This is a genomic window from Stenotrophomonas sp. 96582_Sma (assembly GCF_056480905.1).
This window is the reverse complement of record NZ_CM151122.1, coordinates 131,659-151,182: the sequence shown is the minus strand read 5'-3', so window position 1 is coordinate 151,182 and position 19,524 is coordinate 131,659. Positions and strand designations below refer to the sequence as shown.

General features: G+C 66.2%; 23 protein-coding genes. 11 read left to right on the top strand and 12 right to left on the bottom strand.

All coding sequences use genetic code 11. The annotated features are described in order from the left end of the window. The first annotated feature begins 5 nt into the window (after positions 1–5). Positions 6–575, top strand: coding sequence for a nicotinamide riboside transporter PnuC (pnuC, locus tag ACZK2R_RS00660; protein WP_012509709.1), 570 nt, complete (start codon positions 6–8; stop codon positions 573–575). 502 nt (positions 576–1,077) lie between these two features. On the opposite strand, the gene ACZK2R_RS00655 is transcribed toward pnuC, so the two are convergent. The 5 genes from ACZK2R_RS00655 to ACZK2R_RS00635 all read right to left on the bottom strand — a co-directional run bounded on the left by ACZK2R_RS00655 (position 1,078) and on the right by ACZK2R_RS00635 (position 4,580). After that, on the bottom strand, positions 1,078–1,494 hold the full coding sequence (locus ACZK2R_RS00655; RefSeq protein WP_180837887.1) for a hypothetical protein: 417 nt from the start codon (positions 1,492–1,494) through the stop codon (positions 1,078–1,080). Between the two features lie 84 nt (positions 1,495–1,578). Further along, entirely contained in the window at positions 1,579–2,553 is a 975-nt protein-coding gene (locus ACZK2R_RS00650; protein ID WP_049423112.1) for a Dyp-type peroxidase, read from the bottom strand. 123 nt (positions 2,554–2,676) lie between these two features. Next, positions 2,677–3,045: a VOC family protein gene (locus tag ACZK2R_RS00645; RefSeq protein WP_049423115.1), complete on the bottom strand. Its 369-nt coding sequence runs from the start codon at positions 3,043–3,045 to the stop codon at positions 2,677–2,679. Between the two features lie 68 nt (positions 3,046–3,113). Further along, complete coding sequence (locus ACZK2R_RS00640; protein WP_180837886.1) at positions 3,114–3,881, bottom strand: helix-turn-helix transcriptional regulator; 768 nt, start codon at positions 3,879–3,881, stop codon at positions 3,114–3,116. A 123-nt stretch (positions 3,882–4,004) separates the two neighbouring features. After that, positions 4,005–4,580, bottom strand: a complete 576-nt coding sequence (locus ACZK2R_RS00635; protein WP_004134798.1) for an OmpO family porin — start codon at positions 4,578–4,580, stop codon at positions 4,005–4,007. Between the two features lie 204 nt (positions 4,581–4,784). Here ACZK2R_RS00635 and ACZK2R_RS00630 point away from each other — a divergent pair, with 204 nt between their 5' ends. The 5 genes from ACZK2R_RS00630 (at position 4,785) to ACZK2R_RS00610 (ending at position 9,104) form a co-directional block, all read left to right on the top strand. After that, complete coding sequence (locus tag ACZK2R_RS00630) at positions 4,785–5,735, top strand: DUF2268 domain-containing putative Zn-dependent protease (RefSeq protein WP_180837883.1); 951 nt, start codon at positions 4,785–4,787, stop codon at positions 5,733–5,735. Between the two features lie 212 nt (positions 5,736–5,947). Further along, the gene (locus ACZK2R_RS00625; RefSeq protein ID WP_012509703.1) at positions 5,948–6,220 is read left to right on the top strand and encodes a hypothetical protein; all 273 of its coding nucleotides are present in this window, start codon (positions 5,948–5,950) and stop codon (positions 6,218–6,220) included. Positions 6,221–6,376: 156 nt separating this feature from the next. Next, the gene (locus ACZK2R_RS00620) at positions 6,377–7,063 is read left to right on the top strand and encodes a hypothetical protein (protein WP_180837882.1); all 687 of its coding nucleotides are present in this window, start codon (positions 6,377–6,379) and stop codon (positions 7,061–7,063) included. Between the two features lie 440 nt (positions 7,064–7,503). Beyond that, positions 7,504–7,725, top strand: coding sequence for a helix-turn-helix domain-containing protein (locus ACZK2R_RS00615; protein ID WP_200881082.1), 222 nt, complete (start codon positions 7,504–7,506; stop codon positions 7,723–7,725). Further along, positions 7,722–9,104, top strand: a complete 1,383-nt coding sequence (locus tag ACZK2R_RS00610; RefSeq protein ID WP_100435579.1) for a HipA domain-containing protein — start codon at positions 7,722–7,724, stop codon at positions 9,102–9,104. The genes ACZK2R_RS00615 and ACZK2R_RS00610 overlap by 4 nt, the downstream gene beginning before the upstream one ends. A 36-nt stretch (positions 9,105–9,140) precedes the next feature. Here ACZK2R_RS00610 and ACZK2R_RS00605 read toward each other — a convergent pair whose 3' ends face one another. Next, complete coding sequence (locus ACZK2R_RS00605; protein WP_180837881.1) at positions 9,141–9,806, bottom strand: Ivy family c-type lysozyme inhibitor; 666 nt, start codon at positions 9,804–9,806, stop codon at positions 9,141–9,143. A 115-nt stretch (positions 9,807–9,921) separates the two neighbouring features. Between ACZK2R_RS00605 and ACZK2R_RS00600 the strand changes: the two genes are divergently transcribed. Continuing rightward, complete coding sequence (locus ACZK2R_RS00600) at positions 9,922–10,398, top strand: YybH family protein (protein WP_180837880.1); 477 nt, start codon at positions 9,922–9,924, stop codon at positions 10,396–10,398. A gap of 144 nt (positions 10,399–10,542) precedes the next feature. On the opposite strand, the gene ACZK2R_RS00595 is transcribed toward ACZK2R_RS00600, so the two are convergent. From ACZK2R_RS00595 to ACZK2R_RS00575, 5 genes are all read right to left on the bottom strand, one after another. Beyond that, on the bottom strand, positions 10,543–11,568 hold the full coding sequence (locus ACZK2R_RS00595; RefSeq protein WP_005407597.1) for an NAD(P)H-dependent glycerol-3-phosphate dehydrogenase: 1,026 nt from the start codon (positions 11,566–11,568) through the stop codon (positions 10,543–10,545). A 20-nt stretch (positions 11,569–11,588) separates the two neighbouring features. Continuing rightward, complete coding sequence (gene secB, locus ACZK2R_RS00590; RefSeq protein WP_005407596.1) at positions 11,589–12,107, bottom strand: protein-export chaperone SecB; 519 nt, start codon at positions 12,105–12,107, stop codon at positions 11,589–11,591. 100 nt (positions 12,108–12,207) lie between these two features. Continuing rightward, a complete protein-coding gene (locus tag ACZK2R_RS00585) occupies positions 12,208–12,645 on the bottom strand; it encodes a rhodanese-like domain-containing protein (protein ID WP_004134671.1) in 438 nt (145 codons plus the stop codon). 57 nt (positions 12,646–12,702) lie between these two features. After that, on the bottom strand, positions 12,703–13,128 hold the full coding sequence (locus ACZK2R_RS00580) for a hypothetical protein (protein ID WP_049423133.1): 426 nt from the start codon (positions 13,126–13,128) through the stop codon (positions 12,703–12,705). 32 nt (positions 13,129–13,160) lie between these two features. Further along, positions 13,161–13,628 carry a YiiD C-terminal domain-containing protein gene (locus ACZK2R_RS00575; protein WP_005407593.1) on the bottom strand — a complete coding sequence of 156 codons (468 nt, stop codon included), beginning with the start codon at positions 13,626–13,628 and terminating at the stop codon, positions 13,161–13,163. Positions 13,629–13,663: 35 nt separating this feature from the next. Between ACZK2R_RS00575 and ACZK2R_RS00570 the strand changes: the two genes are divergently transcribed. The 3 genes from ACZK2R_RS00570 to ACZK2R_RS00560 all read left to right on the top strand — a co-directional run bounded on the left by ACZK2R_RS00570 (position 13,664) and on the right by ACZK2R_RS00560 (position 16,857). Next, positions 13,664–14,473, top strand: coding sequence for a uroporphyrinogen-III synthase (locus tag ACZK2R_RS00570; RefSeq protein WP_180837879.1), 810 nt, complete (start codon positions 13,664–13,666; stop codon positions 14,471–14,473). 104 nt (positions 14,474–14,577) lie between these two features. Beyond that, positions 14,578–15,555, top strand: a complete 978-nt coding sequence (locus ACZK2R_RS00565; protein WP_071228808.1) for a uroporphyrinogen-III C-methyltransferase — start codon at positions 14,578–14,580, stop codon at positions 15,553–15,555. Positions 15,556–15,561: 6 nt separating this feature from the next. Next, complete coding sequence (locus ACZK2R_RS00560; protein WP_032130162.1) at positions 15,562–16,857, top strand: heme biosynthesis HemY N-terminal domain-containing protein; 1,296 nt, start codon at positions 15,562–15,564, stop codon at positions 16,855–16,857. 219 nt (positions 16,858–17,076) lie between these two features. Here the strand turns inward: ACZK2R_RS00560 and ACZK2R_RS00555 are convergent, their stop codons facing one another. Then, positions 17,077–18,372: an acetyl-CoA C-acetyltransferase gene (locus tag ACZK2R_RS00555; protein ID WP_099551602.1), complete on the bottom strand. Its 1,296-nt coding sequence runs from the start codon at positions 18,370–18,372 to the stop codon at positions 17,077–17,079. A 93-nt stretch (positions 18,373–18,465) separates the two neighbouring features. On the opposite strand from ACZK2R_RS00555, the gene ACZK2R_RS00550 reads away from it, so the two are divergent. Next, positions 18,466–19,353: a hypothetical protein gene (locus ACZK2R_RS00550; RefSeq protein ID WP_125893059.1), complete on the top strand. Its 888-nt coding sequence runs from the start codon at positions 18,466–18,468 to the stop codon at positions 19,351–19,353. Positions 19,354–19,524 lie beyond the last annotated feature (171 nt).

Here is a 19,524-nt window from a genome sequence, read left to right as displayed (position 1 = left end):
GCGTCATGCTCGAGTGGACCGCCGCGCTGTGCAGCATCCTCGGCGTCTGGCTGATGGCCAAGCGCCGGCTGGTGGCGTGGCCGGTCGGCCTGCTGTCGGTGACGCTGTATGGCCTGGTGTTCGCCGAGGCCAAGCTGTACTCGGACACCCTGCTGCAGGTCGCCTTCGGTGGCTTCCTGGTCTATGGCTGGCTCAACTGGCGGCAGCACGCCGCCGACGAGGGCAGCGTCCGCATCGTGCCACTGGCGCGCGGCAAGCTGCTGCGCGACCTGGCCATCGGCCTCTGTGGCGGCGTGGCACTGGGTGCGGCCATGCACACCTTCACCGATGCCGCGCTGCCGTGGCTGGACGCGATGCTGACCGCGCTGAGCCTGGTCGGCCAGTGGTGGCAGGCGCGCCGCCACGTGGCCTGCTGGTGGGTGTGGATCGCGGTGGACGTGGTCTACGTGGGTGCCTACCTGTTCAAGTCGCTGCACGTGACCGCCGCGCTGTACGTGTTCTTCCTCGGCCTGGCCGTGTTCGGGCTGCGCGCATGGAGCGCGGCCGCGCGTGAACCGCAGGTGGCAACCCAGTAGAGCCACGCCATGCGTGGCCGGGGCCTACCGGTAGTCGCCAACCTTGGTTGGCGCACACCTGCCGACCAAGGTCGGCATCTACCCAACACATCCACGCAGGGCCTGAATCTACTGCACCCGCAAGATCAGTAGAGCCACGCCATGCGTGGCTTGGGGCTACCGGTAGTCGCCAACCTTGGTTGGCGCACGCCTGCCGACCAAGGTCGGCATCTACCCAACACATCCACGCAGGGCCTGAATCTACTGCACCCGCAAGATCAGTAGAGCCACGCCATGCGTGGCCGGGGCTTACCGGTTGTCGCCAACCTTGGTTGGCGCACGCCTGCCGACCAAGGTCGGCATCTACCCAACACATCCACGCAGGGCCTGAATCTACTGCACCCGCAAGATCAGTAGAGCCACGCCATGCGTGGTTTGGGGCTACCGGTAGTCGCCAACCTTTGTTGGCGCACGTGCCGACCAAGGTCGGCATCTACCAGGCGCATCCACGCATGGCGTGGATCTACTGGGTAAGCAGCAGGCCCAGCCGCAGCGGCTGGCGCATGTCGGCTGGTGGCGCGGCCTGCAACGGCGCGGACTGCAATGTCGCGCGCAGGTCGGCGTCGATCTGGGCGTCGCCCAGGCTGTCGAATTCGAGTTTCGAAATGCGGCCATCCGCCGCGATCCACACGCTCACCGGCAACGGCGTCGGCGTATCCGGGTGTGCCTGCATCCATTCCAGCACGCGCTGCGCCTGCGGGTCCTGCTCCTGCTGCAGGCGCTGCTGCAGCTGGCCACCCACGGCGGCGGCATAGGCCATCCAGTGTGCGGGAGCCTCCTGCGCGGAAACGCTGGCACTACCAAGTGCGAGCGCACCGAACAACGCGGCCAGCGGCCGCCACCAGCGGCGTGCGCCGGTTGTGTTCCTTGCCATCGCCATCGCCCGCCCCTGCGCTCTCATCCAACGTCTGATGGTCGGCGCGGTAGATGACAGGCAGATGGCGGGCGGCGCTGGCCGGCGCGATCAATCGCCCAGGTCGGCCAGCACCTTGCGCGAGGGCGCGAAGAAGGTCACGCCGGTGGTGGCGGTGGAGAAGTCGAGGATGCGGTCATGCAGCGGCGCAGGATTGCCGATGAACATGCGCTCGAGCATCTTCTCGATCACCCACAGGCGGCGGGTATAGCCGATGAAGTAGGTGCCGTATTCGCCACGGCCCGGGTTGGCGAACGGCATGTTGTCACGCAGGATCTCGTGCTCGCCGTCGGCGTCCTCGATGGTGCACAGGGTCTTGTGCGATTTCTGTGCATCGGCCGGTGCATCGTCCAGCTCGATGTTGTCGTGCTTGGTGCGGCCGATGATCGCTTCCTGCGCCTCGGTCTTCTGCGCGCGCCAGGCATCAAGATTGTGCAGGTACTTCTGCACCACGACGTAGCTGCCACCGGCATGCTCCGGATCTTCATCGCCCACGATGGTGGCTTCCGGCAACGACAGCCCTTCCGGATTGGCGGTGCCGTCGACGAAGTCGAGCAGGTCACGGCCATCGAAATAACGGAAGCCGGCCACATCATCGACCGTTTCCACCGCGTCGCCGAACGCCATCAGCAGGTTGCGCTCGAATGCCACGATCAGGTCCATGGTGCGCGCACGGATGTGGTACAGCAGGTCACCCGGCGTGGACACCGCGGTGTGAGTCGCGCCCTTGATCTCGCGGAACGGCTTCAGTTCACGCGGCGGCGTGGTGCCCACCAACGGCTGCCACACGCGGTGACCAATGGCCACATTGCAGGTGAAGGTGCGCTCGATTTCACGGATGGCAGTGTTCTTGATCAGGTCGTCGGTGCTGGCCAGCACCTCGCGTGCCTTGGCGATCGACGCCTCGTCATCCTTCACTTTCAGCACCAGGAACGCCGCCGAATGGGTGAGCGGCGCGGTGATCTGCTGCGGCTCGTTGTCGAGCGTGTGGTTGAGGGCGGTGATCGGTGCGGGCTGGGAGTTCACGGCGGTTCCTGCTGGCTTGAGGCGGGCGCATCGCGTGTGGCGATGTGCGGGCGATCATAGCGGAACCGCCTGACCGGGGACGGAGCGGTTCTCGTTCCGTCCACCGGCGAAGGTACGAAGACCTCAATCCATATCACTCCAGACCGCCAGCTCGTAGCCATCCAGATCGCGGAAGTGGAAGCGGCGGCCACCGGGGAAGGCGAATACCGCCTGCACCACCTCGCCACCGGCGGCAATCACGCGCTGCTGGGCGTCGGCAAGGTCCGCGCAGTAGAGAATCACCAGTGGGCCGCCCTGCGCACGTACCGGTGTGTCGGACACGAAGCCGCCTTTCAGGCGGCCGTCGTCGAACTCGGTGTAGGCCGGGCCGTAGTCCGTGAATTTCCAGCCGAATACCTCGCCGTAGAAGCGCTTGCTGCGGGCGATGTCGGCGACGTTGAATTCGATGTTGTCGATGCGGCGCTCGGCATCGCGGGGTGCGGCGTGGCTCATGGCGTGACTCCTGGGTGGGAGCCCCAGCTTCGGTCAGCGCGGCACGGCGGTCTTGAACAAAACGGCCATCATCGGTCCCATTCCAGGCGCAGCTGCCGTGCGGTCATGCTGGCAAGCTCGCGCGCCTCACGGCTGAGGTGGGCCTGGTCGGCATAGCCGGCATCAGCGGCCAGCATCGCCAACGAGTGCTGCGGCAGCGCGCGGCTATGGCGAAGAAAGCGTTGCAGGCGCAGGATGCGCTCCAGCGTCTTGGCGCCGTAGCCGAACTGCGACTGGCTGAAACGCCGCAGGCTGCGCGGGCTCAGACTCAAGTGCGCCGCCAGCGTATCCAGCGTGGCGTGACCCCCGGCGAGCGCCTGGAACAGGACATGTGCACGCTGCGCCGGGGTGTCGAGTGCGGCCGCGCCCATATGCTGCTGCAGGCAGTACGCCATCCGCTGCAGGCGCTGCGCAGGCGCGGTGTCACCGATGGAAGCCGCAGCTTTCTTCGCCCACGTGCCCTTCAGATCGGCCAGTGGCACCGCCTGGCCGATGATCTCGGCCAAGGGCAGGTCAAGCGCGGCCAATGCCTGGCCAGGTCGGAAGCGTGCACCCAGTACCTGTGCACCGGGTGCCAGTGCCGGATGTGCAGCCACCCGATCCGGGCCGACCACGAACAGCGCGCCGTCGCGCCAGAGGATATCCACGCAGCCATCGGGCAATACGGTGATGTGCCCATCGGCATCGGCAGGGAGCTGGCTCTGCCACAGCTGGCCGAAGTGGCCACGCAGCGGCGCAGGCGCCAGATGCTCCTGGTAGGCCATGCCAGTACCTGCGAGGGAGGAAGGGTCGCCCATGCCGCATTGTGGCGCCACAGGGCCCATAAAAGTGAAGCCCGGCGCGAGGCCGGGCTTCGGTTGGCGTGTGGGAGAGAGAGAGAGTCACACGCCAGCACAACACGCACTAACGACAGGCGTTTGTTACCAGGTGAAGCGCGGGCCCACGAACCACTCGCGGTCGCCGGCCTTGGCCAGCTTCACTTCGCCACTCAGGCCCCAGTTCTGGTTGAACTTGGCGGTGGCGCCGACGCGGCCGTAGAACTCGCCGTCCGGGTTGTAGCCGTGCTTCTTGCTGAAATCTTCGTAGCCGGCCATCACGTAGCCTTCCACGTACGGGTTGAACGCGGTGCGCACGCCCACTTCGGTGGAGTAGCCGTTGAAGTCCAGGCCGCGCTTCTCGTCGTACTTCTGGTACGCAACACGGGCCACCAGGTCGGTGTTCGGTGCGATGCCGTAGTTGTAGCCGACACCCAGGCGCCACTGGTCGACGTCATTCTTGAACTTGTCGGTTTCCTGGGCGCTGTAGTCGCCAAAGACGTGGAAGTTCGGGTGCACCGCAACGGAACCCTTCACCTTCCAGCCATCGGCGTCGCCGCCCTTGGCATCGGTGTTCACGTAGCCGCCTTCAACGTAGTTGTACGACAGGCCATCGGTTGCCGATGCAGCGAACGGCAGAGCAGCCAGAAGACCCAGGGCAAGCAGCGAATTCTTGTTCATCGGGACACACCTTTAATTATTTTGGTTTCGTCGACCGCCTCCCGGGAGGGGGAGAGAGGAGGCGGTCGACAGGTGTGAATTATCCGTTAGGGGGTCTAATCAACCCTGAATATTGAACTGACTGGTGTATAAATAAGGCTGGCGTTCAGGGAACTCCGCATGGCATTGCTGTCGGCTTCTTACGCGCATCACGCTCGATGCTTGATGCGGGCACTGATCCTGATCGCCTCGCCGATCGCGCTGCTGCAGGCACAGGCGGCTGAGCGTGTCGGTCCTGCCGGGCACATCGTCGTACAGACAGACGATGTCACGCGCTTCTTCAAGGTGCTGGACGCCAACCATGGGCGCCCAAGCGCCGATGATCTGCAGCACGGCTATCTGGATGCGGGTACGGATGCCCTGCGCAGCTTCACCGACAGCCGTATCGGCTCGATGGAGCGGCTGGCCAGGGCCATCCAGGACAAGCCGGCATTGTTTGCGAAAGCGAGAACGTGCGCGACCGCATTGCCATCGATCCGCACGCGCGTCGCCGCTGCCGTCGATCAGCTCGGCGCCTTGTTGCCGTCTGCGCGCTTTCCTCCGGTCACCGTACTGGTGGGCCGCGGCAACAGTGGTGGCGTTACCACCGAAGCAGGTGTGGTCATTGGACTGGAAGCGCTGTGCAATGCCGACTGGATGCAGGCCGATGCAAGCGACCGCTTCGTGCACCTGATCGCCCATGAGTACGTGCACGTGCAACAGCCCGGCGCACGCGTTGATGTCGAGCAGCCCACCCTGCTCTATCAGACGCTGCTGGAAGGCGGCGCCGAATACGTGGCCGAACGGATCTCCGGGCAACCGGCCAACGCGCATCTGCAGCGTTGGACGCAGGGTCGCGAGTGTGCGCTGGAGCGCGCGTTCCTGCAGGACAGCATGGGTACCGATCTTTCGAGGTGGCTGTACAACGGCCCCGGCGACGATACGCGCCGCGGAGATCTCGGCTACTGGATCGGCTACCGCATCGCCCATGCCTATGTTGCGCGCGCCCCCGACACGCCCAACGCCATCGCCGAACTGCTGGATGTCCAGCCTGGAAACGCTGCAGCGCTGCTGGAAGCAAGTGGATGGCAGCCTGCGTGCGGAGCAGGCGAAAGCACACAGACGCACATGCCGTGATGCCGGCTTCATGCAGGTGAATGGGTGATATTGAACAGGCACAAGGCGATACGCCGGTGCAGATCAGCTCGCTTGATCCCGCTTGTTAAGGTTCGTTGATTTACAGGCCTTCACAGCCCATCCACGTACTCAAATTCCAGCTGAAAGCGCTTGGTAGCGCCGGGAACAAACGCCGCTATATTCCAGCTTCCCCAGACGAAGGAGGGAGTGGAATGAAACTGACCTCGCAACACATGAAGATGGCCCGTGCACTCAGCGTGGCGCTCATCGCCACCGTGAGCCTTGGCGCTTGCGCCTCTTACAAGAACGAGTTTGCAACGATCAACTCGCGTCTCGACCAGCTCGATGTAAAGGTGCAGGGCGCCGCCCAGAGTGCCGAGTCCGCCAACCAGTCGGCGCAGCAGGCCAACCAGCGTCTGGACCAGATCGAAGGTCGCGTGCAGCAGCTTGAAAGGGCACCAGCGGGCCGCAAGCCGCGCGGCTGATCGCTCCCTCACCGTTTGAACTGATCCACATCTGTATCGGGAACCAGTGGCCTTCGCCGGCCACTGGCATCCTTCCACCAAGATTGCACTGCAAGGAGCCGTCCCATTCGTACCTCCTCCTCCCCTGCGCGCCGCGCCCTCCATGCCGCACTGGCCATGGCACTGGCCGTTGCGTGCAGCGGCGTAGCCAACGCCAGGGACAAGGACGCACCTGCACCCCCGGTCGCCGCAGTCGATGAACTGCCCGCTGACCAGAGCGTGTCCGAGACGGTGATCGAACTGGCCGGCTGGGTAGTCGCCAGCAAGGACAACCAGGGTTATCCGTTCGCGATCATGGACAAGGCGGCTGCGCAGGTACTGGTCTTCGGTGGAGACGGCAAGCTGCGTGGCGCGGCACCGGCGCTGTTCGGTTCGGCCATCGGCGATCACTCCGCACCCGGCGTCGCCAAGCTCGCGCTGAGCGCGATTCCAGGCTATGACCGCACCACCCCGGCGGGCCGTTTCATTGGTGGCTACGGCCCCTCCGACGATGCCGGTCGCGTGCTGTGGGTGGACTACGATTCCGCCGTTTCGATGCACCCGCTGCCGCCAGGCACTCCGAAAGAGAAGCGCGCCGAACGGCTGGCATCACCTTCGCCGGACGACAACCGCGTTACGCACGGCTGCATCAACGTCACGCCTGCGTTCTACGAGCAGATCGTGCAATCCACGTTCGAGAAGGGCGGCGTGTTCTACATCCTTCCGGACAAGGATTCGATCGCGAAGACGTTCCCGGAGTTCGCGCAGAGCCGGGGCGATGCAAAGGACGAAGACGAGAAAGGCGCGCGGCGCGCGAGCAAGTAACAGATGCTTTGCCTGCGGCCTGTTGACGATTTGAGCCTGCGCTGCAGGCAGAGGTTCCCGGGTACGCTCCTGGCAGGCCCCACCTGGACCCCACTCATCGCGGACGTCCCACCCTCGTGGCGCTGCCCATATGGACCGGATGAGGCATCGCGCTCCCACGACGTCAAAGAATCCTTGAGTTCATGAGGATTTTTTGGGGGACTGGACGCCTTTGCAGATAAATCCTTATTTCAATGAGGATTTTCTTGCATCCAGCTCTTTTGCCAAGAAATCCTCAAGATCGAAAGGATTCTGAGGAATCCTGGGCTTTGCGCGAAGAATCCTCACTGCAGTGAGGATTATATGGTATAGACGATGGGTCGAATCCAGAGCGTCAGGCTCTGCTGGGGGAGTTCCCATTGAAGATCAGGCTTGAGAAGGCTGAGGCCTTGGGACCACTGGTGAGAGCCGCCCGCAAGCATCAGGGACTGCGCCAGGATGCAACCGCCGAAGGCATCGGGGTCAGCGAAAATTTCCTGGCCAAGGTCGAACGCGGCGGTACCACGGTGCAATGGGGCAAGTTGTTCACCGTGCTTGACGAGCTGGGGCTGCATGTCGAAATCGACGTGCCGGACGAAGCGATGGCCCTGCTGGCCAAACGTGCCAACGGGAAGGTGCCATGAGCGCCCCCCGTATCGACCTCAAGGACGTCATTACAACGACCGTCCTGTCTGGACTGCACTATCCGCTTCCACCACGCGAACTGCAGGTCAGCATCGACGAAGCGCCGGTGGGCCGCCTGACCGAAGCAGCAAACCTGTGGCGCTTCACCTATGCGCCGGAGTGGCTCGGCAGCGCACATCGGTTTCCACTGGCGCCTGCGTTACCACTGCAAGACACCGCCATCCTCGATGGCTCCAGCCAACGCCCCGTGCAGTGGTACTTCGACAATCTGCTGCCGGAAGAGCAGCAACGCACGCTGATGGCAACCGATGCCAGGGTGGATGGCGCGGACGCGTTCGCATTGCTGGCTGCCTATGGCGCGGAATCGGCTGGCTCGTTGACGCTGCTGCCTCCAGGCCAGCGCCTGCCACCCGGCGGCAGAAAACCACTGCCCGATGCGGAACTCTCCACGCGTATCCAAGGCCTGCCACGCACGTCGCTTGCGGCGGGTGCCGCCAAGCGCATGTCACTGGCAGGTGCCCAGCACAAGCTGGCAATCATCGAGACAGGGGGAGAACTCTACCAACCTCTGGGCGCCGAGCCCTCGACCCACATCCTCAAGCCTGACAGCACCAGCAGCAGTTATCCCCACAGCGTGGCCAACGAGTGGTTCGTGATGCGCCTTGCACAGCGCATGGGGCTGCAGGTGCCGAAGATCGAGCGCCGCTACGTACCGGAGCCGGTCTTCATCATCGAGCGCTTTGATCGCGAAATCACCGCCGATGCCATCCATCGCCGTCATGCCATCGACGCCTGCCAGCTGCTCAACCTCGACCGGCAGTTCAAGTACACGCTCGGCAGCATCGACACCCTGAAGGTCATCGTCGAGCAATGCAGAAGCAAGCTCAAGACGCGCGTCCGCCTGTTCGACTGGTTGATCTTCAATGTACTCACCGGCAACAACGATGCGCACCTGAAGAACCTGAGCTTCCTGGTCGACAGCAGGGGCATCGAACTGGCCCCCCACTACGACCTGCTGTCCACCGCATGTTACGAGACCCGCGCGTATGCCGACGAGGGCGCACGTTGGCCGGAACGCTCGGAACTGTCGTGGCCCATTCTCGGTGTCGCGCGCTTCCACGACCTTCGTTTCGAGCATCTGGTTTCTGCCGGTGAAGCGCTGGGCCTGGGAAGGCCGGCTGCCACCCGGCAGCTGCGCCATCAGATCGACCGCATCACGAGCGAAGCCCAGGCGCTTTACGCGCTGGTGCTGCAGGAAAACCAGCAATGGTCGACCCGTTTCGACATCGGCCCAACCCTGGAAGGCGAAGTGCATTTCCTGAGAACACTGGTCCACGTGATCATCGCCGACATGGTGAGGCAGCTTTCACCGGCATGATGCGGCCGCCGGAACATCATCCGGCGTCACCACCGATTACTCGCAGGACTCGCCTTCTTCCTTCAGCATCGCTTTGTCCACCGGCTGCTCGCGCTCGATCAGCGCGCGCTGCTCGTCGCTGGGTTCACCCAGCCACCAGATTCTGCAGCGCGCGGTAAGGCGGCCGACCATCTTCGACTGATCGGGCGAGTACAGCATCGCCAATGCGGTGCCGGGGCAGTCGTGGGCCTGGCAGGCGGTGTAGAACCACCATGGCTCGCCCTGCAGCACCACCAGCTCGCCGGGCCCGCTGGGCCCGCTCAGCAGGCGTTCGCGCAGCGATGGGATGTCCTTGTCGGCGGATTCGGCCGCCGCCGTGTTCTTCATCAGGGCGTTGAACGCGGCCAGCACCTTCGGGTCCTTGCGGCCGCAGTCGTCCACGGTGTTGCCGCCCACCAGGGTGAAGAAGTGGGTCGCCAGCGGATTGTCCGCGCAGGTGAGTTCGCCGCCAGCACCCGGGTCTTCCGGTTCGCCTTCGTTGTCCCACACCGAGGGGTCCACGCCGTCTTCGATGGACGGTTCCTTCTCGACCACCGTTGCCGTGGCCGCAGGTGCTTCGGTGGTTGGTGCCGGTGCGGTCGGTGCTGCATCCGGCGCTGGTGCCTGTCCGCAGGCGGCCAGCAGTGCGACCGTCAGTGCCATCCCTGTGATTCGAATCTTCATTCCTTGTCCTTGTCTGATCTGCGGTGCATGCCGCCGCGCGGGCGCCTGCGTGATTCTAACCAGCAGCGCGCTAGGATGCGTTCGCACGTTCCCGTCATCGCCTGGAGCCGGACGCATGCACCGCACACGACTCGCCGTGATTTTCTGCAGTGCCCTGCTGCTGGCATCGCCGGCCATCGCCCACGATGCTGAAGGCGCGAAGCCCGCACAGCCTCTTCCTGATGCGGCCCTGCCCGCGACGCTGGATCGCGTACTGCGCGACTACGAGCAGGCGTGGCGCACGGGCGATGCCAAGGCACTGGCTGCGCTGTTCGCCGAGGATGGTTTTGTGCTGCAGAGCAACCAGCTACCGGTGCGTGGGCGCAGCGCGATCGAAGCCGCGTATGCCGGCCAGGGCGGCAGCCCGTTGCGGCTGCGCGCGCTGGCGTACTCGGTGGAGGGCAGCACGGGCTACATCATTGGTGCCTACCGCTACGGCAACAACGTGGGGGACACCGGCAAGTTCACGCTGACGCTGAAGCGCGTGGGCGACGGGCCGTGGTTGATCTTCTCGGACATGGACAACACCAGCGCGCCGCCACGGGCGCGGTGATGGATTCCGCCGGGCATGGCCCGGCGCTACCGGGCGCCAATCAAGGTTGGCTGCTACCAGAAGCGGATTCCGGAGTAGATCCACGCCATGCGTGGATGGGCCACACACATAAAAAACCCCGGCACGTGGCCGGGGTTTTTCGATTCACTTGAACAGTGTGTCCGGATATTCCGGTTTCTGTTCCCGCGCCAGCAGCGCGCGCAGGCCTTCTTCCGGCGTCTGCTCGCCGTGCAGCACGGCACGCACGCGGTCCGAGATCGGCAGGTCGATGCCATGACGGCGTGCCTGTCGCATCACTTCGTCGGCGGTCTGCACCGACTCGACCACCTGGCCGATTTCGCGCACGGCATCCTGCAGCGTCTGGCCGCGGCCCAGGGCCAGGCCCAGGCGGCGGTTGCGCGACAGATCGCCGGTGCAGGTCAGCACCAGATCGCCCAGGCCCGCCAGGCCCATCAGCGTTTCCGGCTTGGCGCCGATCGCCGCGGCCAGGCGCAGCATCTCGTTGAGGCCACGGGTGATCAGGCCGGCACGGGCGTTGAGGCCCAGCTGCATGCCGTCGGCCACACCGGTAGCCACGGCCAGCACGTTCTTCATCGCGCCGCCCAGCTCGGCACCGACCATGTCGTCGCCGGTGTAGGCGCGGAACGCCGGGCCATGCATCGCCTCGGCCACCGTCTGCGCGAACTCGGGCACGTCGCCGTGCACGGTGATCGCGGTCGGCAGGCCCTGGGTCACTTCCTTGGCGAACGACGGACCGGTGACGACGGCCAGCGGCACGTCCTCACCCAGCACTTCGCGCGCCACTTCATGCAGGAAGCGGCCCGAACCAGGTTCGAAGCCCTTGGTGGCCCAGGCCACGCCGGCACCGGCCGGACGCAGCGGCGCCAGCGCACGCACGGTTTCACCGAAGGCATGCGACGGGGTGACCACCAGGATCCAGGCGGCGCCCTCCACTGCCGACGCCAGGTCGGTGGTGGCACGCAGGCTGTCCGGCAGCGGGATGCCCGGCAGGTAGCGCGGGTTCTCGTGGCGCTGGTCGATGGCCTCGACCACGGCAGCGTCGCGCCCCCACAGCACGGTCGGGTGACCGTGCCGTGCGAGCAGGCTGGCCAGCGCGGTTCCCCAGGAACCGGCGCCAAGCACGGCGATCTTGTCAGCGGTAGTGCTCATCCGTGACGTCGCGGCAGGAATCAGGCGTTGCCAGCCGGCTCGGAGTCAGCCAGCGACGGTGCGTCGCCCTGCTCCTGGCGCTGGCGCAGGGTTTCTGCGTACAGGCCTTCGAAGTTGATCGGCTGCAGGAAGAACGGCGGGAAGCCGCCGGCCTGGATCAGGTCGCTGATCAGCTGACGCACGTACGGGAACAGGATGTTCGGGCACTGGGTGCCGAGCAGCACGTCGATCGACTGCGGGTCCAGGCCGACCAGGCCGAACACGCCGGCCTGCTTCACTTCGGCCACGTAGGCGGTGCGCTCACCGGCCTGGCAGGTCAGGGTCACGGCCAGCACGACTTCGAAGGCGTTCTCGCCCAGGCGCTGCACCTGCTGGTTCAGGTTGAGCTGCAGTTCCGGCTGCACCTGGTCATTGAAGATGGTCGGAGCGTTCGGCGACTCGAAGGAGACGTCCTTGACGTAGATCTTCTCGACGGTGAAAGCAGGGCCGGTAGCGGCATCGACCGGCGCAGCGGCGCCGTTGGTGATCTCTTCGGACATTTCCAGTAACTCCAGGTGAATGCAATGAAAACGATGGTCGAACTACTGCGATGGGGGCGGGATCAGGCCCATACAAGGCCGGATCCGCCACCTGCGGCAATCAGTTGCGGCCCTTGACCAGCGGCAGCTCGGCCTGCTGCCAGGCGGGAATGCCGCCGTCGAGCACGTAGACCTTTTCGAAGCCGGCCTTCTTCAGCGCCTTGGCGGCGGTTTCCGAGGCGTTGCCGCTGCGGCACACCAGCACCACCGGCGACTGCTTGGCGTTGGCCACCAGCTTGTTGTCCGGGCCGAAGGCACTGGCCTGGGCATTGCGGCTGCCGGCAATGTGGCCCTTCTCGAAGTCACCGCTGGCCGACAGGTCGACCACCACCGTGCCACCCGCGTTGATCAGCTGGGTCAGTTCGGCGGGCTTGATGCCCTTGAAGCCCCGGAACAGGCGGCGGATCTCGGTGACGATGATGGCCACGGTCAGGCCGACCAGGGCCGCGGACAGCATCGGGTTTCGGCCTGCAAAGGCCAGCAACTCTTCGTAATTCACTCAGGTCACGGGTCGATTAAGCGGGCGCCGATTGTCGCACAAGCCGGACGCGGCCCGTCACTGCCCCTTCCACAGGTCCGGCAGGCCGGCGGTCTGCCACCAGCGCTTGGCCTCGGCATCCCAGCGCCAGCGCTCAACCACCACCACGGTGCGTTCGGCCTGGGTGTTCTGGTTGATCACCCCGATTTCGACCCGGCGCTCGACCAGGCCCCCGTCCAGCGCGGCGCTGCTGCGCTCGCGGTAGGACGACACGCGCAGCTGCGCGTAGCGGTTGAGCTCGAACTCGGTGGGCGGCTTTTCCTTGCGCAGCTTGGGGTCCAGATAGCCGATGGCATCGTCCATGCTGCCCCAGCGGATGGTGGCGCCGTAGGCGATCTGGGTCTCTTCCAGCAGCTTGCGCTGCTTGCGGCTCAGGTCGTCGGCCGAAGCCACGGCGCTGGCCAGCAGCAGGGAACACATCAGGAACTGGATGAGGCGGCGCATCGGTGGTTTCCCCAGAACGTCAGCCTGCCATCCTACCCTTTGGCGAAGGCAACGAAGCGACCGCTGAACTCGGCGGCGGGCTTGCCATCAGCACCGGGCTGGGTGGCGATGATGCTGATGCGGGCCTTGCGGCGCTGGCGGAAGGTGTTCAGGAAGGCATCCCAGCCAGTGGCCTCGGCCGCTTCGGCATGGGCGTGCAGGTCTTCGTAGACCGGTGCCAGGTAGCGCAGGTTGCTGTCGGCCACGTAGACCTCGGCATCGTGGCCGGCCAGGCGCAGGCGCAGGCTGACCAGTGCCCAGCCGGACAGGGTCAGCACCGAGGCCAGGCTGCCACCGAAGGCGTTGCCCTTGTCGTTGACGTTGGCGGCCAGCGGCGCGGTGATGCGCAGCACGCCATCGGCATAGCCGTCGAGCTGGATCTGCATGGCGCGGACCGCCGGCATGCAGTCAAGCACGTCCTGCAGGGCGGCCAGCGAGGAAGTCAGAGCATCAACGGACATCGGAGCAGGGACCACGACAACGAAGGGCCCGCATAATGCAGGCAATGGCCGACCATACGATACCCACTGGCGCCGCCGGTTCCGAGCCGGGCTGGACCTTCATTTCGCTGCGACCGCAGGGCCAGAATTCCGCGCTGCGCCGCGCCGTTGCTGGGCTGGGCGGGCATGTGCTGGCCCTGCCACCCTGGCGCCTGCAGCGCCTGAACGGCACGCCAGTGGTGCACCAGCTGCAACGCGCGCTGAACTGCGATCGGGTGGTGTTCACCAGCCCGGCCGCCGTTACCGCAGCCGCCACCCTGTTGCCACTGGCCGAGGCACAACGCAGCCCGTGGCTGACCGTGGGCGAAGGCACCGCGCGCGCGCTGCGGGCGCAGGGTGTCGCCGAGGTGCATGCGCCTCAACGGATGGACAGCGAGGGCCTGCTGGCGCTGCCGGTACTGGCGGACGTACGCGGCCTGCGCATCGGGCTGGTCACCGCCCCCGGCGGACGCGGCCTGATTGCCGCGCAACTGCAGGCGGCCGGCGCCAGCATCGAACGCGCCGATGTCTATCAGCGTCGCCTGCTGCGCCTGTCGCCACGCACGCTGGCTCGATTGGCGCATTCAGCGTATCCGTGGGTGCTGGCGGTCAGCAGTGGTGAGGCGTTGCTGCATTTCTGGCAGCAGCTTCCGCCGGCATTGCAGCAACGCTGTCAGGCACATGCCACCGCCGTGGTGGCCAGCGAACGGCTGGGCGAACAGGCGCACGCATTGGGGCTGCAGCGCGTGGCGCGCGCGGCCGGGCCCACCACCGCGCAGCTGGTGGCGGCTGCACACGCCACGCTCACCGTCCCGGCAGCGAACTGAACAGGGACGTGGGTCACGCTTGCCGCTGTGGTCGGCAACAGTGATGCTGTGCACAACGCGGCCTGCCGGTACCTGACCGGCGACGGTGCCGACAAGGAAGCCCCATGAACGAGACTCCGCCCGTTTCCCCGCCCCGTCGACCCGTGCGCTGGCTGCTGCCGCTGGCCGGGGTGGTCGTGCTTGGCGTGGGCGGCTATGCCGGCTGGTACGTCTGGCAGCAGCAACAAAACGAACAGGAAGCGCAGGCGCAGACCACGGCCGTACAGCTGCAGGGCCTGCAGGCGACGCTGGATGCATTGCGCCGCGACCAGCGCGCAACCAGCCAGCGCCTGCAGGATGCGGCGACCACCAACCGCGTGCTGCGCGACGAGATGCTGGGCCTTTCCCAGCGCAGTGCGCTGCTGGAAGAGAACCTGGCCAAGCTGGCCGACAGCGCCAACCAGGGCCGTCAGGCGGTACAGCGCGATGAGGCCGAACTGCTGCTGACCCAGGCGGCGCAGCGCCTGAACTACGCCGACGACGTGGAAGGCGCACGCCGCCTGTATGCACAGGCCGCCACCGCGCTGGCCGATCTGCCCGACAGCGACGGCCTGAACCTGCGCCAGGCCCTGGTACAGGAACGCGATGCACTGGATGCGCTGGGCACCGGCCCGCGCGTGCAATCGCTGCAGCGGTTGGATGCCCTGGCCAAGGCCCTGCAGGGCCTGCCCTCGCAGGTGACGGGTAGCACCGCGCCCGGCGCCGGCAAGCCCTGGTGGCAGGCCACGCTGGCACCGTTCGTGGACATCACCCCGAGCCGCCAGAATGGCCCGCTGACCGCCGCCGAACGCCGCAATGCCGACGATGCGCTGCAGCTGGAACTGACCCTGGCGCGTGCCGCAATCGAACGTGGCGACCGCACCGGTCGCGATACCGCGTTGGCGCGCGTGGAACACTGGGCACAGCGGCGTTGGCCGGATTCACCGGCCCTGCGCGCGCAACGTGCTGAACTGAAGGCCTTGCGCGAGCTTCCGCTGCAGGCCAGCAACAGCGTTCTTGGCAGCACCCTGCAGCAACTGCGCACCCAGACCGACCGGAGGTAATCCCCCATGAAACCCCTGCAATCCCTGGTCGTGCTGTTGCTGGCCGTGGCCATCGGCGTGGTGGCCGCGCAATGGCTCGGCGCCGATGACCTCAACCGCTTCGGCGAAGTGACCCTGCGCTACGGCGGCTACGACTACCACAGCAACCTGCCCAAGGTGGCACTGCTGTCGGTGATCGCGGTGCTGGTGCTGTGGCTGCTGTGGAGCCTGATCGCTGCACCGTTCCGCGCCTGGGGCCGCTACCGCCGCAAGCAGGGCCGGGTGCGCCTGATCGACGGCCTGCAGGCCTATGAGCACGGCCAGTGGCAACGCGCGGAAAAGCTGCTGGATGGTGCCGCCAAGGATCCGGAAGTGAGCGCGGTGGCGCTGGCCAATGCCGTGCGCAGTGCGCAGGCACGTGCCGACGGCCCCGCCGGTGAAGCCCTGCTGCAGCGCCTGGGCGAGAGCGATGCCACCCTGCAGGCGCTTCTACGCGCCGAACAGCTGCTGGCGCGCGATCTGCCGGTGGATGCGATCAACGCGTTGGATGTGGCGACGATCCAGCCGCTGCCGCCGCGCGGCCTGTGGCTGCGTACCGAAGCGCTGGCACAGGCCGGCCGCGCCCACGAGGCGTATGGCCAGCTGGGTGCACTGCGCCAGAGCAAGGTGCTGCCGGCCGACGCAAACAGCGAACTGGAAGCACGCCTGGCCGCACAGGCACTACTGGAAGCGGCCGACGTCAATGCGCTGGCCGCGCAATGGGAAGCCACGCCGAAGGCGCTGCGGCCAACCCCGGACGTGGTGGGTGCGTATGCCAGCCGTGCGGTTGCATTGAACTGGGACGAACCGGCGCTGCTGGCGTTGGAACAGGCACTGGACCAGCGTTGGGATGACGAACTGGTGGCGCTGTATGGCCGCCTGCCGGCCGAGCGCCTGGCCACGCGTCAGGCCAACCTCGCGCGCTGGCGCAACGTGCACGACAGCTCGGCTGCGCTGCGCCTGGCACAGGGCCGCGTGGCCCTGGCCCAGCAGCAGTGGGATGCCGCCGATGCGTTCCTGCACGAGGCCATCGCCGCGGGCGCCGGTGCCCCGGCGTGGGAGGCACTGGGTGAGCTGTTCGCACAGCGTGGCGAGCACGCGCTGGCCGCGCAGTGCCTGGCCAATGCGCTGCGACTGCAGCGTGGCGAGGACAGCGTGGAACTGGTGCGCGGCACCGAAGCGCCGCTGCGTGCCACGGTGGAGGAGCAGCCGGTTACGGTGCAGCCGCCGGTGTATGACGCCAACGAAGAGCGCGACGAATTCGGCAATCCACGGTTGCCGTGAAGCGTGCCGACCAACGGTCGGCACCCACCGGAGCAGAAAAACGCCGCCCATTGGGCGGCGTTTTCATCTGTGGAACCCGGTAGTCGCCAACCTTGGTTGGCGCTCTGACATCTTCCGAACGATGGCATCGCATGGCCGACCAAGGTCGGCATCTACCGCAGCAGATCCAGCGCATATTCCGGGTAGTCGCCAACCTTGGTTGGCGCGCGGTCGCAGCAATCAGCGTTCGACGATCGCGACCACGCCCATGCCGCCGGCGGTGCAGATCGACACCAGCGCACGGCCGCCGCCACGTTCGGCCAGCTGCTTGGCTGCGGTGGCGATGACGCGTGCGCCAGTCGCCGCGAACGGGTGACCAGTGGCCAGCGACGAGCCCAGCAAGTTGATCTTGTCCGGGTCGATGCGACCCAGCGGTGCATCCAGGCCCAGGCGATTGCGGCAGTAATCCTCGCTCTCCCACGCACGCAGGGTGCACAGCACCTGCGCGGCAAAAGCTTCGTGGATCTCGTAGATGTCGAAGTCCTGCAGGGTCAGGCCGTTGCGCTTGAGCATCTCCGGCACGGCCACGGTCGGCGCCATCAGCAGGCCTTCGCCATGCACGAAGTCCACCGCCGAGACGTGCGCGTCACGCAGATAGGCCTGCGGCTCATGGCCGTGGGCACGCGCCCACTCTTCGCTGGCCAGCAGCACGGCGGCGGCGCCGTCGGTCAGCGGCGTGGAGTTGGCGGCGGTGAGCGTGCCGCGGCCGGAGACCTTGTCGAACGCCGGCTTCAGCGTGGCCAGCTTCTCCAGCGAAGTATCAGGGCGCAGGATGTTGTCACGCTCGACACCACGGAACGGTGCGATCAGGTCGTTGAAGAAACCGCGCTCATAGGCAGCAGCCAGCTTCTTGTGCGACGACACCGCCCACTCGTCCTGCGAGTCACGCGAGATGTTCCATTCCTTGGCCATGTCCTCGCAGTGGTCGCCCATGCTCTTGCCGGTGCGCGGCTCGGCCACGCCCGGGAATTCGGGCTTGAGCTCGGAGAACTTGAAGCCAGCGGTGAGCGCGCGGATCTTGTCGCCGGTGCTCTTGGCACGGTTGGCCGCCAGCAGGCGTGCACGCAGCTTCTTGCCGTAGACGATCGGCACGTCGGAGGTTGTGTCTGAACCGCCACCGATACCGGATTCGATCTGGCCCAGCGCGATCTTGTTGGCAACCGTGATGATGCTGTCCAGCGAAGTGCCGCAGGCGCGCTGCAAAGTGATGCCCGGGGTCAACGGCGACAGGCCGGAGGACAGCGTGGCTTCGCGGCCCAGGTTCCAGTCGCTGGAGTGCTTGATCACCGCACCCATCGCCACTTCACCCAGCTGCTGGCCGTGCAGGCCGAAACGTTCAACCAGCGCGCCCAGCGTACGGACCGACATGCCGAGGTTGCCGACATCCGAATACGCGGTGTTCTGGCGGCAGAACGGAATGCGGACGCCACCGAGGATGGCGACGGGACGAGCGTTGGGCATGGAGATACCTGGCATGGATGAGGGTGTCTGCAACATGGCCTGCACGACGGAGCAGGCATAATGGAGCCAAGTGTAGCTGCCGCCCTGTGATGGGCCAACCGTGGAACCATGAGCAAACCCGACCCCGCGATGAATGCCCTTGGCGTGCTGGCCCTGGAACTGGCCGGCGGCGAAATCCCCCGCCAGGCGGTGCTCAGCGCCGAACAGGCCGGTGAACTGGCCGATCGCGTCGGCCGCGACCTGTCCAAGCTGGTGCCGCAGGTGGCCGAGCTGGACCTGGTGTTCGCCGCCGCCCATTTCGATCCGGCCGAAGTACTGCGTCCGGGCTGGCCGATCCACCGCCGTCTGGAAGAACTGCAGATGCGTGCGCCGGGCCGTAACCAGGGCCCGCGCCTGCTGGCCTTCGGTACCGATGCCAACGGTGACGTGCCGCTGCCGTTCCAGGCCGATGCCAGCCTGGTGGGCGGTGGCCTGCGCGTGGTGCCGTTCCTGCTGACCGGCAGCGACGTGGCGACGACCAATGCGGTGGCCGAGGCGCTGGAAGACACGCTGCTGGCCAACGGCATGGCCCATGCCGACACCGCATTGATGGCGCAGAACAGCTTCGGTGCCCGCATCGAGCATGCGCGCTATTTCACCGTGAATGATCTGGCCGCCATGATGTCGATGCAGTACGACAACCAAGGCCTGGCCGCGCTGTGGCCGCTGATCGAGACCGCGATCATGGCCCCGGGCGAGGACGAATGGCTCAACGCCGCGCCCGAGCCGCTGCTGCGCTACACGCACGGCGAGGCACGCATGGCGCTGTTCGATCCGGCCGGCTGGTGCGCGCACTACAACCACGGCAAGAACGACTGCGACCGCCTGAAGGGCATCTACGAGCAGTTCCTGATGCGCCAGCGGCAGATGGCCGCGGTGCTGGAAGCGCACGGCGTGCCGGTGCTGTTCGTGCACTGCGAGGCCGGTCAGGACGCGCGCGAACTGCTGGCGCGCTGACCCGGGTGGCCTGTTGGTAGTGCCGGCCGCTGGCCGGCAACCTCCGGATCTGCGATTGCCGGCCAGCGGCCGGCACTACCGATAAAGAAAAACGCCGGCTTGCGCCGGCGTTTTCCATTTCCAGCAAAATGGCCGCGGTGCTGTTCGTGCACTGCGAGGCCGGTCAGGACG

Coding starts and splice junctions, on each gene's coding strand:
- pnuC (WP_012509709.1), top strand. CDS start 6: ATGCTCGAGTGGACCGCCGCGCTGTGCAGCATCCTCGGCGTCTGGCTG.
- ACZK2R_RS00655 (WP_180837887.1), bottom strand. CDS start 1,494: ATGGCGATGGCAAGGAACACAACCGGCGCACGCCGCTGGTGGCGGCCG.
- ACZK2R_RS00645 (WP_049423115.1), bottom strand. CDS start 3,045: ATGAGCCACGCCGCACCCCGCGATGCCGAGCGCCGCATCGACAACATC.
- ACZK2R_RS00640 (WP_180837886.1), bottom strand. CDS start 3,881: ATGGGCGACCCTTCCTCCCTCGCAGGTACTGGCATGGCCTACCAGGAG.
- ACZK2R_RS00635 (WP_004134798.1), bottom strand. CDS start 4,580: ATGAACAAGAATTCGCTGCTTGCCCTGGGTCTTCTGGCTGCTCTGCCG.
- ACZK2R_RS00630 (WP_180837883.1), top strand. CDS start 4,785: ATGCGGGCACTGATCCTGATCGCCTCGCCGATCGCGCTGCTGCAGGCA.
- ACZK2R_RS00625 (WP_012509703.1), top strand. CDS start 5,948: ATGAAACTGACCTCGCAACACATGAAGATGGCCCGTGCACTCAGCGTG.
- ACZK2R_RS00620 (WP_180837882.1), top strand. CDS start 6,377: ATGGCACTGGCCGTTGCGTGCAGCGGCGTAGCCAACGCCAGGGACAAG.
- ACZK2R_RS00610 (WP_100435579.1), top strand. CDS start 7,722: ATGAGCGCCCCCCGTATCGACCTCAAGGACGTCATTACAACGACCGTC.
- ACZK2R_RS00605 (WP_180837881.1), bottom strand. CDS start 9,806: ATGAAGATTCGAATCACAGGGATGGCACTGACGGTCGCACTGCTGGCC.
- ACZK2R_RS00600 (WP_180837880.1), top strand. CDS start 9,922: ATGCACCGCACACGACTCGCCGTGATTTTCTGCAGTGCCCTGCTGCTG.
- ACZK2R_RS00595 (WP_005407597.1), bottom strand. CDS start 11,568: ATGAGCACTACCGCTGACAAGATCGCCGTGCTTGGCGCCGGTTCCTGG.
- secB (WP_005407596.1), bottom strand. CDS start 12,107: ATGTCCGAAGAGATCACCAACGGCGCCGCTGCGCCGGTCGATGCCGCT.
- ACZK2R_RS00580 (WP_049423133.1), bottom strand. CDS start 13,128: ATGCGCCGCCTCATCCAGTTCCTGATGTGTTCCCTGCTGCTGGCCAGC.
- ACZK2R_RS00575 (WP_005407593.1), bottom strand. CDS start 13,628: ATGTCCGTTGATGCTCTGACTTCCTCGCTGGCCGCCCTGCAGGACGTG.
- ACZK2R_RS00570 (WP_180837879.1), top strand. CDS start 13,664: ATGCAGGCAATGGCCGACCATACGATACCCACTGGCGCCGCCGGTTCC.
- ACZK2R_RS00565 (WP_071228808.1), top strand. CDS start 14,578: ATGAACGAGACTCCGCCCGTTTCCCCGCCCCGTCGACCCGTGCGCTGG.
- ACZK2R_RS00560 (WP_032130162.1), top strand. CDS start 15,562: ATGAAACCCCTGCAATCCCTGGTCGTGCTGTTGCTGGCCGTGGCCATC.
- ACZK2R_RS00555 (WP_099551602.1), bottom strand. CDS start 18,372: ATGCCAGGTATCTCCATGCCCAACGCTCGTCCCGTCGCCATCCTCGGT.
- ACZK2R_RS00550 (WP_125893059.1), top strand. CDS start 18,466: ATGAGCAAACCCGACCCCGCGATGAATGCCCTTGGCGTGCTGGCCCTG.